The 16,167-nt window shown below is 43.1% G+C and carries 14 protein-coding genes; 3 read left to right on the top strand and 11 right to left on the bottom strand.

Features of this window, described 5'->3' with window-relative positions:
• Positions 1 to 50: 50 nt before the first annotated feature.
• The 10 genes from ACFO6W_RS04120 to lysS form a co-directional block, all read right to left on the bottom strand.
• Positions 51 to 608 carry a GtrA family protein gene (locus ACFO6W_RS04120; protein WP_379994086.1) on the bottom strand — a complete coding sequence of 186 codons (558 nt, stop codon included), beginning with the start codon at positions 606 to 608 and terminating at the stop codon, positions 51 to 53.
• Positions 593 to 1,066, bottom strand: coding sequence for a phosphatidylglycerophosphatase A family protein (locus ACFO6W_RS04115; protein ID WP_379994085.1), 474 nt, complete (start codon positions 1,064 to 1,066; stop codon positions 593 to 595). Before ACFO6W_RS04115 ends, ACFO6W_RS04120 begins: the two co-directional genes overlap by 16 nt.
• A 128-nt stretch (positions 1,067 to 1,194) precedes the next feature.
• Entirely contained in the window at positions 1,195 to 2,058 is an 864-nt protein-coding gene (locus ACFO6W_RS04110) for a hypothetical protein (RefSeq protein WP_379994084.1), read from the bottom strand.
• The gene (locus ACFO6W_RS04105) at positions 2,045 to 2,755 is read right to left on the bottom strand and encodes a sugar phosphate nucleotidyltransferase (RefSeq protein WP_379994083.1); all 711 of its coding nucleotides are present in this window, start codon (positions 2,753 to 2,755) and stop codon (positions 2,045 to 2,047) included. Before ACFO6W_RS04105 ends, ACFO6W_RS04110 begins: the two co-directional genes overlap by 14 nt.
• 60 nt (positions 2,756 to 2,815) lie before the next feature.
• On the bottom strand, positions 2,816 to 3,898 hold the full coding sequence (gene pdxA, locus ACFO6W_RS04100) for a 4-hydroxythreonine-4-phosphate dehydrogenase PdxA (RefSeq protein ID WP_379994082.1): 1,083 nt from the start codon (positions 3,896 to 3,898) through the stop codon (positions 2,816 to 2,818).
• Positions 3,899 to 3,905: 7 nt separating this feature from the next.
• Complete coding sequence (locus ACFO6W_RS04095; RefSeq protein WP_379994081.1) at positions 3,906 to 4,571, bottom strand: hypothetical protein; 666 nt, start codon at positions 4,569 to 4,571, stop codon at positions 3,906 to 3,908.
• The gene (gene rlmN, locus ACFO6W_RS04090; protein ID WP_379994080.1) at positions 4,561 to 5,595 is read right to left on the bottom strand and encodes a dual-specificity RNA methyltransferase RlmN; all 1,035 of its coding nucleotides are present in this window, start codon (positions 5,593 to 5,595) and stop codon (positions 4,561 to 4,563) included. The genes ACFO6W_RS04095 and rlmN overlap by 11 nt, the downstream gene beginning before the upstream one ends.
• A gap of 90 nt (positions 5,596 to 5,685) precedes the next feature.
• Positions 5,686 to 7,032 (bottom strand): glucose-6-phosphate isomerase, encoded by a 1,347-nt coding sequence (locus tag ACFO6W_RS04085; RefSeq protein WP_379994078.1) that lies wholly within the window; start codon positions 7,030 to 7,032, stop codon positions 5,686 to 5,688.
• A gap of 10 nt (positions 7,033 to 7,042) precedes the next feature.
• The gene (locus ACFO6W_RS04080; RefSeq protein ID WP_379994077.1) at positions 7,043 to 8,041 is read right to left on the bottom strand and encodes an NAD(P)H-dependent glycerol-3-phosphate dehydrogenase; all 999 of its coding nucleotides are present in this window, start codon (positions 8,039 to 8,041) and stop codon (positions 7,043 to 7,045) included.
• A 93-nt stretch (positions 8,042 to 8,134) separates the two neighbouring features.
• A complete protein-coding gene (lysS, locus tag ACFO6W_RS04075) occupies positions 8,135 to 9,880 on the bottom strand; it encodes a lysine--tRNA ligase (protein WP_379994076.1) in 1,746 nt (581 codons plus the stop codon).
• Between the two features lie 275 nt (positions 9,881 to 10,155).
• Here lysS and ACFO6W_RS04070 point away from each other — a divergent pair, with 275 nt between their 5' ends.
• Together ACFO6W_RS04070 and ACFO6W_RS04065 are read left to right on the top strand one after the other, a co-directional pair.
• Positions 10,156 to 11,523, top strand: a complete 1,368-nt coding sequence (locus tag ACFO6W_RS04070; protein ID WP_379994075.1) for an MATE family efflux transporter — start codon at positions 10,156 to 10,158, stop codon at positions 11,521 to 11,523.
• On the top strand, positions 11,523 to 12,953 hold the full coding sequence (locus tag ACFO6W_RS04065; RefSeq protein WP_379994125.1) for a TldD/PmbA family protein: 1,431 nt from the start codon (positions 11,523 to 11,525) through the stop codon (positions 12,951 to 12,953). The genes ACFO6W_RS04070 and ACFO6W_RS04065 overlap by 1 nt, the downstream gene beginning before the upstream one ends.
• Positions 12,954 to 13,029: 76 nt before the next feature.
• Here the strand turns inward: ACFO6W_RS04065 and ACFO6W_RS04060 are convergent, their stop codons facing one another.
• Positions 13,030 to 15,333 (bottom strand): TonB-dependent receptor, encoded by a 2,304-nt coding sequence (locus tag ACFO6W_RS04060; protein ID WP_379994074.1) that lies wholly within the window; start codon positions 15,331 to 15,333, stop codon positions 13,030 to 13,032.
• Between the two features lie 191 nt (positions 15,334 to 15,524).
• Here ACFO6W_RS04060 and ACFO6W_RS04055 point away from each other — a divergent pair.
• The coding region (locus ACFO6W_RS04055) for a helix-turn-helix domain-containing protein (RefSeq protein ID WP_379994073.1) at positions 15,525 to 16,167 on the top strand (643 nt) is incomplete at its 3' end.

Below are 16,167 nucleotides of genomic sequence, written 5' to 3'. Positions count from 1 at the left end.
ATCCTTCCCCTTTTTTAAGATTTATATATATCGTATACAGCAACACCTTTCTATATGTCATCTGCATGTTCCTTTTCACATTCTATAACTTCTTCTTTATTATCTTTTTGCGTATTTTTCTTAAAATACTTTTTGAAATCCCTGTTCTTATATACAAAGAGACGCTGCATGTTGTAATTCCATCCGAACCCGACGATCAACGAGACAATTATCTTCGGTATCAGGAATACATTATTCGCTATAATCTCCGGCAGGCTCTCCATAGGAAGCCATTTCATCACCAGTTCAGTCACCAATACCGTCCCTTCTCTGTTAAGGAACAGATTGACCAGCCAAACCATCACATATTTAATAGCAACATCGCGTATCTTACTATCCTGAGCCTTGAATGTCCATTTATAGTTTATAATACAATTAACCACTCCTCCCGAAATATTGCCGAAAAGGGTCGCATTACCATAAAAGACGCCAAAAATATTAGTGAGTAATATGGTTACTGTAAAGTCAGTCAGACTAGATATCTGTGAGGAGAACTGCGCCCGCACAAACATGAAAATCCCTCCTTTTTCAGAGACGGTTTTCGTGACCTTCTTTATCCAATCAGCCATTTTCCTCCCAATAATATTATAAAGCCATACACTCCTGCAAGCACATCATCCATCATTACGCCCCATCCGCCTTTCAGATTCTCCATTTTACGAATTCCCAGGGGTTTCCAGATATCGAATAGCCTAAACAAGGCGAATGCAATCAGCGCGTGATATACATTGCCGGCATCAGCCGCAAGTAAGGTTATCCAAACTCCCACCATTTCGTCTACTACGATACGGGAAGGATCTTTTCCCCATGAAGGTTCAAGAACGTTTGATGACCAGACGCCCAGAGCTGTAAATATGATGATTAATGCAATAGTTATCAGAAATAAGGAAAAAGGGAAAACGAGAAAAGAAAGGGCAATCCATATAATAGTAGCTAATGCTGCGCCCGCCGTGCCGGGAGCAAACGGGGAAAAGCCCGTACCAAAGCCTGATGCGATAATTATATAAAAGAGATTCTTTTGTTTCATTTCTTCAATAAAGCCACAAAGTTATCAAAAATTGCATTGATATCAAAGTGGTTAAAAATATATAATTTACTTACATTTAAATTCCTTAAAATGGCTACCTGAGCAACCCTGCCGGTATTTTGCCGATATTACATATTTACCGATATTTTCTGTGATATGCGTTCTGCTATATACGGAACAGATGCTTCGCGGCAAGGAGCAAAACTAGGCCAGTCATTAAAGTCTATAATCTTAAATGAACCATCCGCTGCGACAATACAATCACCGCCGTATATATCTACATTCAGTACCTCCCCCGCTTTATTACAGGTCTTTTTCAATGCATCCAAATCGAACGGGAATTCCTTTGCATCTCCGTTTACTGCTTCCAACCCGAATTTGGTAAGGCTCAGATCGAACGGATAGAACCAATAAAAGAAATCCGTGCCGTATACTCCATAAAACTTCACTAAATCTCCGACCAGATGTTCATTTATCACGGCATTAGGTATATCGCGTAATGCAAATTCCTGTAAAATGGATTTAGCTTCCTCTATATTACGTGCATAAGCTACATCCTCCCGGTGAATGGTATGTGAATCGCCTCTCTTTACCCAAAAAGCTCCGGCATTCATTTTTTCCAGTTCTCCGGTAGGGTCGTCAGTTACATCCATGATTATACTTTCAGGGTGTGGAATATTATTGTCTATCAGCAAACGTGTCATGGTAGTACGGGTACAGTTTTCGATACTTGTTCCCGGATTCAGGATTATCGCACCGTTTTTCTCGCATTGTTTCAGCCTCTTGATTGTGCTTCTATCACGGGCCATATTAAAAATATACCTCTCATTTTCTTCACTCAACACAAACTCCGATTCCGTATATTCCCTCACCTCATATCCCATGCTCCGCAGGCATTCAGCGGTAAGGTTGAATATCATACCATCGTTTCCAATATGGTTGGGAGAGAACTTTGTATTCCTTTTGATTCCTGCGATTCTAACTTTTGACATCTTTATTTTTTACAAATTGCTCCGCTTTCTTTATATCCTCTGCATGGTCAACATCAACGATCTTAGCAAAAGGAAATGCTTTCAGATTCAGGTTATCAGTTACCAGCTGCCGCTGGAAATTACGCATCCGTGACTGCCCTGCTTCGATACAGGATTCTAATGTATCTATTGCCCTGGGAGTAAGTCCGTAAATTCCTCCCGATATATATTTACAATTATCCGAATGATCCGGAAATCCCTTTATATTCATTTTACTGTCAACTTCCACATACAATGGTTTTTCATCGTCGATATAATCTGTTACAGCCATTACTCCGTCATTATCCTCATCTGAGGCAAAAGCCCGTATAAAATTTCTGAACTCCCCTTCCTGGAAAATGGTATCGACTGTTGTCAGGCAGAACTTTCCATCTCTCAGAAAATTTCGTAATTCAAAGAAACTATGCATAGAACTCGGGGTAGATTTCACCACAATATTAAATGGCACATCCAGTTTCAGCCCGGATATATATTCCTGAACCTGCACCATCTCCTCATTGACAATAACACTTATCGAAGATGCATCATTCCTGAGAAAAATATCAATCAACCGGCGAATCATTTCCTTTCCTTCCAGCTTTACCAAAGGCTTCGGCAAAGTAACACCTTCTTGAGCCAGTCTGGAGCCTTCCCCCGCCGCTATTATAGCATAATTCATAAATATTAATATTTTTTGACTAAAGCCAGCCAAAAAGGTTTAATCCGGAAGTAAAAAAATTTATTCTTCAGCAGTCAGATCAAGGACTTCATTATCGCCGCCTTTTTCAACATATAGCTTTTTCAACGGATTTGCATGAGCCTTATCAAATTCTATCCTGTTGCCGAATGTATCTATGGCCATATAAACGGCCTGACGGAAGGATTCTTCCGATGCTTCATTCTTTCCGGCTATACCATAGGCTGTCCCGTGAGCCGGAGATGTACGGACGATCTGTAATCCGGCTGTAAAGTTAACACCGTCTTCCATAGCTAAGGTCTTAAAAGGAGCTAAACCCTGATCGTGATACATTGCCAGTATGCCGTCGAATTTGGCGAATTCACCTGCCCCGAAAAATCCATCGGCAGGGTAAGGTCCAAAACAAAGTACCTTTTTATCTTGTAATTCCTTTATGGCAGGAGTAATAATATCATTTTCTTCTGTTCCGAGCAAGCCGTTCTCTCCGGCATGCGGATTGAGGGATAATACCGCAATACGTGGCCTGCCTATTCTGAAATCACGTTTCAGGCTGGCTTCGAAACGCATGGCCGCATCTGTTATTTTTTCTTTAGTCAGCGATTTTGGGACATCTGCCAACGGAATATGCCCCGTTACGAGGGCAATACGAAGCGAATCCTTGATGAGAATCATCAGGCTTTTGTCCCCGTCTTTGCCGAAACGCTCTTCAAGATATTCGGTATGACCGGGAAAGTGGAAATCTTCACGCTGGATATTATGTTTATTGATAGGGGCTGTCACCAGGACGTCAATCAACCCGTTTTTGAGATCCGCAACCGCCTTTTCAAGGGATTTATATGCCGCTTCCCCTGCTATTGCGGTCGATTGCCCTATTTCAATTTTAGTATCTTCATTGATACAGTTGATGATATTCACTTTGTTTACCACCGCATCCTTCACATTATTGATCTGATTGAAAGAAACCGGTTGCAGTTCCATCGCTTTCCGATGATAGGACGCCACCTTTGCCGATCCGTAAATAACAGGGATGCACATCTCTGCCATCCGGATATCTGCAAACGTTTTCAGGATAACTTCGTATCCTATCCCGTTTATATCACCTTGTGTTATACCTACTTTTATCATAGTTGATTTAGTTTTTAGATTGTATTACCTGCAACCATTGTCCGGCCAGGGTTTCGACAAAGTCAACAAAAGTCGGGGCTTTATCGTATTGATAAATCGTACATAACGGATGGCCTTTGTGAGGCGTGATCGCGAACGGGGAATAGTCATCATGTAAATAAACGAAAACTTCTTTTGTTTTATAATTATAGAAGGTCGTATTTCCATTCGCTTCGAGAGCAAAAGTCAGAAAGTCGGACGTATCCATAGGTTCTATGCCCTGCGACTTACATTCATCCGCATAGTTTTGTTCCCATCCTCCGATACCAACCGTGGAATCTACCAGCGAGAATGTAAACTGATTGGCATCTATAAAACTCTCCGCCTCCATAGTATTGTCTTCGAGCCAATATTCTACAATCCCTCCCATATTTTGGGATAGCAGAATGTGCTCGGGTATAATATTACGCCCCTGGGGCACACAATGTTCCAGCTTACAAAGCCAGCCGATGGTACTTCCACCGTTAAGCGTCCATATATACTGCCGGAACCGCTGATTGCCGTTCAGTGTAAATTCTACTTTATATGCTTTATCCAATAACCGGGTCATTTTTGGGAAAAGAACGGCAAAGTCTTTCGGCAAAGTCATCTTCCCATCATGAATCCCGTTAAATACAACCTGATTATTCCTCATTTTTTTTACTTTTCATTGTCGACAACATTCCGCAAGCCGCGAATATATCTTCGCCGCGCGACGCGCGTATGGTCGAAGTGACACCTTTACTTGTCAGATAATCCCTGAATGCCTCCATCTTTTCCTTTGTCGATGTTTTCAGATTGACATTCGGTATCGCATGGAAACGTATAAGATTTACCCTGCATTCGATTCCCCTGAGCATCTGCGCCAGTTCTTTGGCATGCACGAGCGAATCGTTGAAATTATCAAACATTATATATTCAAAAGACAAGCGCCGTTGCTTTGTCCAGTCATATTCTTTTAATAAGTCCATCACCCCGGCTATAGGGAAAGCCTTCTCGGCAGGCATAATAGATAACCGCTGTTCTTTCTCCGGGCTATGGATGCTGATTGCCAGATGGGCATTACTTTCATCCAGAAAACGTTTCAACTTGGGCGTAACACCGGTTGTGGAAACGGTTATACGTTTGGGACTCCAGGCCATGCCATAATCGGCCGTCATAATTTCGAGTGTCTTTTTCAATTGCTCATAGTTGTCCAGAGGCTCACCCATTCCCATAAAGACAACATTCGTCAGATCTTCGGCTTCACGAACCGAATAGAGCTGATTCAATATTTCATTGGCAGTAAGATTGCCGTTAAATCCCTGTTTCCCCGTCATGCAAAACAGGCAGTTCATCTTACAACCAACCTGTGAAGACACACAAAGCGTAGCCCTGTCGTCTTCGGGGATCATCACGGCCTCGATAAGTTTATCGTTCTCCGTTTTGAATAAATATTTAACAGTGCCATCTACAGATTGCTGGAATTCGAGCGGGATATATCTTCCCACATCGTATTTTTCCGACAACAAAGCCCTGTTTGCGACCGAGATATTTGTCATCTGGTCTATCGATGTTACTCTTTTCTTGTATACCCAATCGGCGATTTGCTTTGCTGCAAATCTGGGTAGACCGCACTCACCTGCCACACCATAGAATTCATCCATGATCATACCCAGTAAGTGTTTTTTTTCTATCATACCTTTAGTTACGAATTACGAGTTACAAGTTACGAGCGAGTGGGACATCATAAGTCTTGTAACTCGTAACCTGTAACTTGTAACTATTTTTTACAATCTTTTCTTAATAGCTTCGCTATCCTTTTCAAAACCCGGTTTGTCAAGGAGAGCGAACATATTTTTCTTATATGCTTCCACTCCCGGTTGGTCGAATGGATTCACACCTAAGATATACCCGCTGATACCGCATGCTTTCTCGAAGAAGTACAACAACTGTCCGATACTGTATGCATCCAGTTTAGGCATTTCCACTTTGATGTTCGGTACACCTCCGTCAACGTGGGCCAATTGCGTGCCCAGTTCGGCCATTTTGTTTACAAAATCCACACGTTTACCTGCAAGGAAGTTCAATCCGTCAAGATTTTCTTCATCGGTAGGCACTGTCAATGTTTCATTCGGTTGAGCCACTGATATAACAGTTTCGAAGATAGAACGTTCACCTTCCTGTATCCATTGTCCCATAGAGTGAAGGTCGGCGGTAAAGTCAACCGCAGCATTGAAGATACCTTTATTTTCCTTGCCTTCGCTCTCTCCGTAAAGTTGTTTCCACCATTCTGCGATGTAGTGCAACTTAGGGTTGAAGTTGGCCAGGATTTCTATTTTCTTACCTTTTTTGTATAATTCATTACGTGTAACGGCATATACTTCTGCGATATTCTTTTCGAAAGGCACAGCCGGAGCGGTTTCTTTCTCCATATATGCAGCACCTGCAACCAGTTGGCGGATATCGATCCCTGCTAATGCGATAGGAAGCAAACCTACCGGGGTCAACACAGAATAGCGTCCTCCTACATTATCAGGGATTACATATTTCTTAAACCCTTCTTTTGTAGCCAGTGTAAACAATGCTCCACGCGCAGCATCTGTAATAGCTACGATACGGTGTTTCGCTTCGTCCTTACCTATTGTTTTTTCCAGTTCGGCTTTAAGGATGCGGAAAGCCAAAGCAGGTTCTGTTGTTGTTCCCGATTTGGATATATTGATGATTCCGAAAGATTTACCTTTCAGGTATGCAAGTAATTCCACCAGATAGTCTTCACCGATATTGTTCCCAGCATAAAGGATTACAGGAGTTTTACGGTCGCGTTGCAACCAATCGAAGGCATTCGACAGAGAATCGATAACAGCCCTTGAACCAAGGTAGCTGCCGCCGATGCCGACAAGTACAATTACTTCGCATTTGGCCTGTAATGCTTTTGCTGTATCTTCTATATCTTTTAATTCAGCATCTGTAATCGATGACGGCAAGTTCAGCCAACCCAAAAAGTCGTTTCCTTTACCTGAACCATCATGCAATGCCTCATTGCATTTCTTTGCCAAAGCAGCCTGATTGTCGATGTCAGCCTGATTAATAAAACCTAAAGTTTTGCTAATGTCTAATTTGATAACCTTATCCATTGTTCTTTATTTATTTTAATATTTGTTCTCTCAATACCTTAACACCCTCCCGCGCTGATGCATTTTCATATAATACGTGATACACCAGGTCTGCAATAGGGATATTCACATTATATTTTTCGTTCATTTCCCTGATACATTTTGTACCATAATATCCTTCGGCAATCATTTCCATCTCTATCTGAGCTGCTTTTACGGAATAACCCTTTCCTATCATGGAACCGAATGTACGGTTACGGCTGAAACTTGAATAACACGTAACCAATAGATCTCCGAGATATGCCGAATCCTGAATCCGTCTTTCTATCGGAGATACAATATCTACAAAACGTTCCATCTCGGATATTGCATTCGATACCAGCACCGCCTGAAAATTATCTCCATATTTCAGCCCGTGGCAAATACCCGAAGCAATGGCATATACATTTTTCAGCACAGCCGCCAGTTCGATACCTGATACGTCGTTCGATACGGATGCCCTTACAAACCTGTTGTTGAATATTCCGGCTATGGCACGTGCTTTTTCAATATCGGGACAAGCAATCGTAGGATATGTGAGACGCTCCAAGGCTATTTCCTCAGCATGGCAAGGCCCGCCGACGATAGCCATATTTTCGGCAGGGATATCGTAGAATTGCGTCAGATAATCGGTAACCAGCAGGTTTTCGGGTGGGATGATCCCTTTGATGGCCGAAATAATAAACTTTCCGTTTATTTTAGTTTTCAGTTTATCCAGATGGCTTTTAAGAAAAGGGGACGGAACAGCTAAGATCAGCGTATCGGAATCCTCAACAACCTGAGTAATATCCGAATAAAATGAAATTCTGTCCAGGTTAAATTCAACTGTCGATAAATAAGAAGGGTTATGCCCTGTCTTTTTAAAATCCTGTATCTGTTCCGGACGGCGCATGTACCAATTGATATGCTTTTCGTGATTCAGCATAATCTTGGCTAATGCGGTCGCCCATGTTCCACCACCTAAAATTGCAATTTTACCGGGAAAACTCATATTTTTAACCACCCCCTCCTAACCTCCCCCAAAAGGGGAGGAAAAGGAAGCAGGAATTTTATTTATTTTTAATATTCATGACTCATGGCTTGCTTAAGCCCCTCCTTTTGGAGGGGTTGGGGAGGTGAACCATCCCTCAATCACCTCTACCGATGGCAGAGACAACTCCAGTTTATGCTTTTTGTTGATGTCTCCTAAATCCTGTCTTATCTTCTGCGGATTTACATCTTTCATTGCTTCCACAGTAAGGTATCCGGCTTTTTGGAGGATAGGAACCAGTTCTTCCGAAACTCCCAGTTCCGTATATTTTGCCACAGGATCTTTCTTCGCCACTTTTTCAGGGCGCATCTGAGGGAAGAACATCACTTCCTGAATACTTTCCTGTCCGGTCATAAACATTACCAGACGGTCCATACCGATGCCGATACCGCTTGTCGGCGGCATGCCGTATTCCAGCGCACGCAAGAAATCCTGGTCGATAAACATAGCTTCGTCATCTCCTTTTTCCGATAATTTCAGCTGGTCTTCGAAACGGGCGCGCTGGTCTATCGGGTCATTCAGCTCCGAATAAGCATTCGCAAGTTCCTTGCCGTTTACCATCAGTTCGAAACGTTCTGTAAGCTCCGGATTATTTCGGTGTTTCTTTGTCAGCGGCGACATTTCCACAGGATAGTCTATAATGAATGTCGGTTGTATATAGTTACCTTCACATTTGTCTCCGAAAATGGCATCTATCAGCTTTCCTTTACCCATTGTTTCGTCCTGTTCCACTCCAAGCTGCTTGCAAACGTCGCGAAGCTGAACCTCGTCCATTCCGCTAATGTCTACACCTGTAAAATGCCTGATGGAATCTATCATAGTAACGCGCGGGTAAGGCGCTTTGTAATCAATCTCATTTTTACCCATTTTCACTTTGGTAGTTCCATGCACGTCCATACAGATTTTCTCCAGCATACGCTCGGTAAAATCCATCATCCAGTTGTAATCCTTGTATGCTGCATAGAATTCCATTACCGTAAATTCCGGGTTGTGCGTCCTGTCCATACCTTCGTTGCGGAAGTTACGGGAAAACTCATACACTCCATCGAAACCTCCGACTATCAGACGTTTCAGGTAAAGTTCGTTTGCGATACGCAGATACAATGGAATATCCAGTGCATTGTGATGAGTAATAAACGGGCGGGCAGTAGCTCCTCCCGGTATGCTTTGCAATACCGGAGTATCCACTTCTATATAACCGTGTCCGTTCAGGAATTCACGCATCGAATTGAATACTTTTGTACGCTTGATAAATGTATCTTTTACGCCCTCGTTGACGATCAGATCGACATAACGCTGGCGATAACGCTGTTCCGGGTCGGTAAATCCGTCGTAGGTAACCCCGTCTTTCACCTTCACTACGGGAAGCGGGCGAAGCGATTTTCCTAACACCGTCAATTCTTCGGCATGCACCGATATTTCACCCATTTGTGTACGGAACACAAATCCTTTAACGCCGATAAAGTCTCCAATATCCAGTAATTTCTTGAAAACTGTATTATAAAGCTCCTTATCTTCAGCCGGGCACAAATCGTCACGTGATATATAGACCTGTATGCGTCCTTCCGCATCCTGCAACTCAACAAATGAAGCTTTACCCATGATACGGCGCCCCATGATACGGCCGGCAATGGTTACCGGACGACGTTCTGCTCCGTCTTCGAAGCTTTCTTTTATCTCTTTTGAATATGCATTTACATCATACAGCGCTGCCGGATACGGTTCTATCCCTAACGCTCTCAACTCTTCTAAACTTTGTCTGCGAAAGATTTCCTGTTCGCTTAATTCTAGTATATTCATTATCAATCTATCTTCAGATTTTTAATTTCAAAAATAAAAATTGGTTCGTATGCGAATAACCACGCAAAGTTAAAAAATATAATCACAAATACACATTTTGTATCCGGTTTAATAGACACCAGACCTGAAAGCTGTACTTTTTTTAACAAAAAAGCAGAAACAGGTATAAATAAAATCGGCGTGCATTACACATGAAATAAGTAATATAAATTGTACCTTTGCACCCTCAAAGATGGGAGGGCTACACTCCTTAACCGTATTAGAACAGATTAAAAATGTTGAAAACCGCAAACATAGATGAATTAGAGAATAAAAAGATAAGTAAACTACTCTGGCAATACGCGCTTCCGGCTATCGTGGGAACAATGGTCAACGCGCTATACAATATCATCGACCGTATATATATCGGCCATGGTCCCGATCTGGGAGACCATGCTATCGGAGGATTGGGAATCGTCCTGCCTGTCATGAACCTGACTGCTGCCGTGGGTATGCTGGTTGGGGCCGGCTCGGCAAGCCGCATATCTATCTGTCTGGGCAGGGGCGATAAGGAAACCGCCGAAAAAATAATAGGCAACTCTTTCCTGATGACTGTCTTATTTACAGGAACACTTGTAACATTGTTATTCATGTTCCTTGATCCTATACTGATGAGGATAGGAGCCACGGAAGAAACCTTCCCTTATGCAAAAGAATTCCTTTTGTATTATTTGCCGGGAAACATCTTCCTTACCATGTGCTTTAACTTCAACAGTATGATGCGTGCATCGGGTTATCCGACCAAGGCAATGTACACTATGCTGATCGGGGTGATAGCGAATATCATTATTGCACCCATATTCATATTTGTACTGGAATGGGGGATTAAAGGAGCTGCCATCGCAACTATCATTTCCATGTTCATAGGCTTATGCTTCGTTATGCATCACTTTATGAACCAAAACAGTATGCTGCGTTTGCGCAGGAAAAACATAGGGCTGAATCCGAAGATAGTATGGGCGATCGCCAGCATCGGTCTGTCCCCTTTCTTTATTCAGGTAGCTGCGTCGGTCGTGGTATTCATGCTCAACAACAAGCTGAAAGTGTATGGCGGCAATGTGGCCATAGAGGCATATGCCATTGCCAATACCCTGGTAATGATCATTATCATGGTACTGGTAGGACTTACACAAGGTATGCAGCCGATAGTGGGGTATAACTATGGAGCCAGAAGGATAAGCAGGGTGAAAGAAACCCTCAATTATACGATTAAAGTAGGGGTATGTATAGGTATTGTAGGATGCGCAATAGGACTGCTGTTGCCGAATGTTATCGTACAGCCGTTCAACCCTTCTGCCCCGCTGGCTGCCGAAGCATCGAAAGCTCTGCGCATCATAACCGTGATGCTGCCATTGGTGGGCTTTCAGATTGTGGTTACCAATTTCTTCCAGTGCATAGGGATGGCGGCGAAATCGATCTTTCTTAGTCTGACTCGCCAATTCCTTCTGCTTATCCCTGCTCTGATTATATTGCCACACTTCTTCCGGCTGAATGGTGTCTGGTTCTCATTGCCCGTTGCGGATAGTTTGTCAACATTGTTGACCGCGGCGATGTTTATATGGCAGATAAACAAATTCAAGAAAATGGAGGCCTCAGAATTATGATGATAGATAATATAAACAGACAGAATATACTGCAACATTTCTCCGTTGCGGAAAATGACTTACTGAAAGTGGTCTCCGAAGCCCTGAGCAAAGGAGGGGATTACGCCGATATATATTTTGAACATACATTCAGCAATAATATCTCGCTCCGGGACGGGGAAGTAAACCGCGCCGCTTCGAATATCGATTATGGTGCGGGTGTAAGGGTAGTATCGGGCGACCAGACCGGATATGCCTATGTGGAGAACACCGACATTAAGGATTTACTGAAAGCGGCCCGCACAGCGGCAAGTATCGCGTCAATGCCTGTCGGGACAAATAACGCGGCTGAAATAAGAGAACGCCATTTTCATAACTACTATAAAATAGAAAAGCCCTGGCTCGATGTATCGGTAGCCGACAAAAAATTATTTGTACAGAAACTGAATGACAGGATATTCGAGCTCGATCCCCGTGTTATCAAAGCCTCAGTCAGCCTGAATGACGCTACATCATATATCCTTTTTTTCAACTCGGAAGGTATATTGACCTGGGATTACCGCCCGATGTCGATCATGTCGGGCTCCTGTACGATGGAGCAGGACGGCAAAATAGAAAACGGCTATTGTTCACGTGCTTACCGGAAAGGATTTGAGTTCCTGAACGAAGAATTAATTGAAACGATTGCCAGGGAAGCCGTAGCACAGACCTCCCTCATGTTCGAAGCCATAAAGCCTAAAGGTGGCGAAATGCCTGTGGTTATGGGAGCCGGAAGTTCGGGTATCCTGCTGCACGAAGCCATCGGACATACCTTCGAAGCTGACTTTAACAGGAAAAATGTATCCATATTTTCCGACCGGTTCGGCAAACGGATCTGTATGCCCGGTATCAACATTGTGGATGACGGCACGATAGAACATGCCCGTGGCGCAATCAATTTTGACGATGAAGGCGTGGAGAGCCAAAAGACATATATAGTAAAGGACGGCATTCTCGAAAGTTACCTGCACGACCGTATCAGCGCAAAGCATTACGGTGTGGAACCGACGGGAAACGGGCGGCGTCAATCGTTCCGGTACGCGCCATTACCACGTATGCGGGTAACTTATATGGAAGAAGGGAATACGCCGGAAGCCGATATTATAGCATCCGTAAAACAAGGTGTGTATGTGGATAATTTCACAAACGGACAGGTGCAGATCGGCGCCGGGGACTTCACATTCTTTGTAAAAACAGGCTACCTGATAGAGAACGGAAAACTGACCCGGCCGATAAAAGATATAAACATCATAGGTAACGGCCCGAAAGCGTTGGCCGACATCACCATGACAGGCAACAACCTGAAAATAGACGAAGGTGCATGGACCTGCGGCAAAGACGGGCAGGGTGTTCCGGTCGGACAGGGTTTACCATCGGTATTGGTGAGTAAACTGACTGTGGGAGGGGAATGATTGTTATTTCAAGATTTCAGGTTTCAAGATTATTCTCCTGAATTTTGAAATCTTGAAACCTGAAATCTTGAAATTCTTATAATATCCCCTTATCCGTATCGGCATTATCCAGGCTCTTCTTCCCTGCCTCATGCTTACGCCCGAAAGACATATTCCATGAAAAGCGCAGGTAAAGCATATGCCCGTTCTCTTTTATGTACGACCACGATTTTGTCGGCTTTACAGATGAGATATTTCGACTGCCGGCACTCCAGTAATCCTTGAACGGATATGACATCCCCAGCGATAATTTAGCCTCTTTGTGTTTATATCCGGCCTCTATATAGTTCCAGTCTTCCCCGTAGTAAATAGATTCTCCCCATAATTCCTTATAGCGGGAATTCAACCCTATAACAAAGCTGAGATTTTTATACAGTACATTTGAGCGGAATCCTCCATAAATAGCATTATAAGTATGGTTTATCCCGGTGTTTGCGTTGAAGATATCCCGTTGCAGGCCAAACCAGCCGGTCAGAGTCCAGATGTCCTTTATTATTTTAGCGGTAATATCTCCCGACCAGTAGAAGTAATGCTGCCCTTTATGATTGTCTGAATACGACACGATCTTATCCCCCTCTATGCTGTATGTATTGACAATAACTTTATCGAAATACATATATCCTAGTGTAGTGCTGATGTCAAAAATTCCTTTGTTTACATTAAATATCAGCTTGTTGTTATATGTATTGGTAAGTTTCAGATCCGGATTGCCCCTGCTGAGCTGATAAGCATCCACCTGTTGCTCCACACTGCTGAGCTGTCCTAACGACGGGGTTCTGTTGCTCACTACAAATGAATACTTTACCGACAGATTATCATTGAACGGATAATTCAACTGCACGGAAGGCCGTATCGTATAAAATGCCGCATCATTCTCCCCCTCTTTAAACCAGATACGCGAACCGCCCAGACCTAAAGTATAACCCAGCTTTTTGGCTATCTTACCCTGCACCTGGGCAAAAGCATACGAATCAGAGTTTTTCATTTCCGTTTTTGTATCAGTATTCCCTCTGTATGTATTATCCGCAAACCCCTGCGTATGTTTCGCCCCGGCGCTAAAGGTCAGGTTTTCGAACTGTTTTTCATAAACAGCTTCACCGATAACTGAATATTTATTACCGTCCACCTTGTTGTAGATTTCTGTCTGCGGCACGGATTCCTCCGATTCCAGATAATTGCTTTCACTGTCCGAATTGATATATGTACCCACTATATTAACAGCCAGCGACTGCTTATCTTTCAATTCCTGCTTATAGTATATATCCAGAACCGGAGTGTACTCGAAGCCATTCCGCCTCGCGCTGGAATAAGCCGGGATAACCCTGTCGGAGTAGAAGTTATTGAAGTCTGTTGTATTATCGTAATTATAAAGCTGATTCTTAAAAGCCACATTAAACACATATTTATCTACGGATGTCAGGTTATATGTCAGGTTGAAGCGATGATACTGGTATTCCATAGGGGCTTCTATTCCCCTTTGTTCCCGGGAGACCGGATTTGCCGGGAAATTCAGTAATTCGCTTTGCTCTGTCCATCGTTTATCGTAAGACCTGTAATTTATATAATAATTAAGCCCGAATTCCGATGCTTTATTATTCATCTTGAACGTAATATTATCGTCTCCGAATCCTACATAAGGAGAATTGCGCCCGTCTACGGATACATATCCGCCATAGTTCTTCTGCCTGTCCACGATCAGGTTTACGACCGCGCCTACATTTTCGTTGCCGAAACGCACGCCGGGGTCTTCAAAATATTCCACTCGCAGGATATCTTTCGAGCGGAGAGCGGCAACTTCCTGTACAGTGGCACGTACACCGTTGATCCGGAGTTGTACTTCTTCGTTACCTACTTTTATTGTCTGATTTACAGGGTCGATATTCAAACGGGCTAGCGACATATTACTTAGCAGGTCGAAAGCATTGACAGAACTTTTTATCTGCATCGAATCGGGGAGGATTATCTGCCTGTCCACTTTATTTATTATTCTGTTAGCTGTCACTGTCACTTCGCCCAGTGCTTCCGATTCCTCTGTCAGTTCGATATCACCTAAATCGAGATGGGACGACAGGTTGCTTATCTTTATAAATGCAGTCCTGTATCCCAGAAAGGATGCTTTCAGAAGATAATCCTGTTTCTGGAATTGTCCGGCCATTGCAAATAATCCCAATGTATCCGTCTGACAGCCGGTAATATATGTGGAGTCGGCCTTTAGCAATACCATCGTTACGAACCCGACAGGCTTCTTTGTATTTATGTCTATTATACGGCCTTTTACATCAATCGCTTGCAAAGAAATACTAAAGAGGAAAATAAATAATAAAATGATCGGGCTTCTCATTATTAAGCTTAATTTATATAACATCCATTTTATTATTATGACGGAAGAAAAAACGGGGTGTTACAATTAATGTGAATAAGTAGTTGTTTTTTTAATGTTGAATCATTTTCTGCATAACTGAAAATTTATCAGAACCAAACATCTTTATCTATATAAGAAACTAATTATTAACATTAATATTTAAGTATCTTATGAAGTATAAAGAAAAAACAGCCTCGGAGATTATCAGGATGATAGAACAGGACTTGTGCAGTATCTCCGAAATATGCAAAACATTTAAAATAAGCCGCAAGACATTTTATGAATGGAAAAAGGCAAAGCCCGATTTCGGCGAAGCGGTGGAAGAAGCCATCGACCACCGCGAAGAGGTGATCATAGCTTCGGCACGTATCGGACTGAAACAACTGCTGGAAGGCTATGTGCAGAAAAAAGAGAAGGTCACCTATATCCCCGATAAGAACGATCCGCTGAACGAGGTGGAGAAATGCCGCGTAGTGGAAAAGAAATTCTGCCCGCCGAGCATCCGCGCGATAAAGTACGTACTCGACCGGGAGGAAAGGAGGAAGGACAGAGACCGCTTGCTTGCATCGGAACGCCATCCGCTGGTCATCGAGGTACAGGACGAAGAGACCAGGCGTCAGTTGATGATATTGAAAGGGAACGGCTTCCGTCCGGGCGGCTCGCTCAATCCGGAGGTAGTGGCGGCCGTGGATAAGGAACTGGAAGAGGAAGGCAAAATGAAAAGTGAAGAACCGGAAGTGAAAAGTGAAGAACTAAAAGTGAAAAATGAGCAAGGGCAAGCTATGGAACAGCCGCCTGTCGCTCAACCATCTG

This window comes from Dysgonomonas termitidis, assembly GCF_042654545.1.
Lineage (GTDB): Bacteria > Bacteroidota > Bacteroidia > Bacteroidales > Dysgonomonadaceae > Dysgonomonas > Dysgonomonas termitidis.
This window is presented reverse-complemented; position numbering and strand designations above follow the sequence as displayed.

Bases quoted from the DNA above. Each gene is read 5' to 3' on its own strand.
- ACFO6W_RS04120 (WP_379994086.1), bottom strand. From the start codon at position 608: ATGGCTGATTGGATAAAGAAGGTCACGAAAACCGTCTCTGAAAAAGGA.
- ACFO6W_RS04115 (WP_379994085.1), bottom strand. From the start codon at position 1,066: ATGAAACAAAAGAATCTCTTTTATATAATTATCGCATCAGGCTTTGGT.
- ACFO6W_RS04110 (WP_379994084.1), bottom strand. From the start codon at position 2,058: ATGTCAAAAGTTAGAATCGCAGGAATCAAAAGGAATACAAAGTTCTCT.
- ACFO6W_RS04105 (WP_379994083.1), bottom strand. From the start codon at position 2,755: ATGAATTATGCTATAATAGCGGCGGGGGAAGGCTCCAGACTGGCTCAA.
- pdxA (WP_379994082.1), bottom strand. From the start codon at position 3,898: ATGATAAAAGTAGGTATAACACAAGGTGATATAAACGGGATAGGATAC.
- ACFO6W_RS04095 (WP_379994081.1), bottom strand. From the start codon at position 4,571: ATGAGGAATAATCAGGTTGTATTTAACGGGATTCATGATGGGAAGATG.
- rlmN (WP_379994080.1), bottom strand. From the start codon at position 5,595: ATGATAGAAAAAAAACACTTACTGGGTATGATCATGGATGAATTCTAT.
- ACFO6W_RS04085 (WP_379994078.1), bottom strand. From the start codon at position 7,032: ATGGATAAGGTTATCAAATTAGACATTAGCAAAACTTTAGGTTTTATT.
- ACFO6W_RS04080 (WP_379994077.1), bottom strand. From the start codon at position 8,041: ATGAGTTTTCCCGGTAAAATTGCAATTTTAGGTGGTGGAACATGGGCG.
- lysS (WP_379994076.1), bottom strand. From the start codon at position 9,880: ATGAATATACTAGAATTAAGCGAACAGGAAATCTTTCGCAGACAAAGT.
- ACFO6W_RS04070 (WP_379994075.1), top strand. From the start codon at position 10,156: ATGTTGAAAACCGCAAACATAGATGAATTAGAGAATAAAAAGATAAGT.
- ACFO6W_RS04065 (WP_379994125.1), top strand. From the start codon at position 11,523: ATGATAGATAATATAAACAGACAGAATATACTGCAACATTTCTCCGTT.
- ACFO6W_RS04060 (WP_379994074.1), bottom strand. From the start codon at position 15,333: ATGAGAAGCCCGATCATTTTATTATTTATTTTCCTCTTTAGTATTTCT.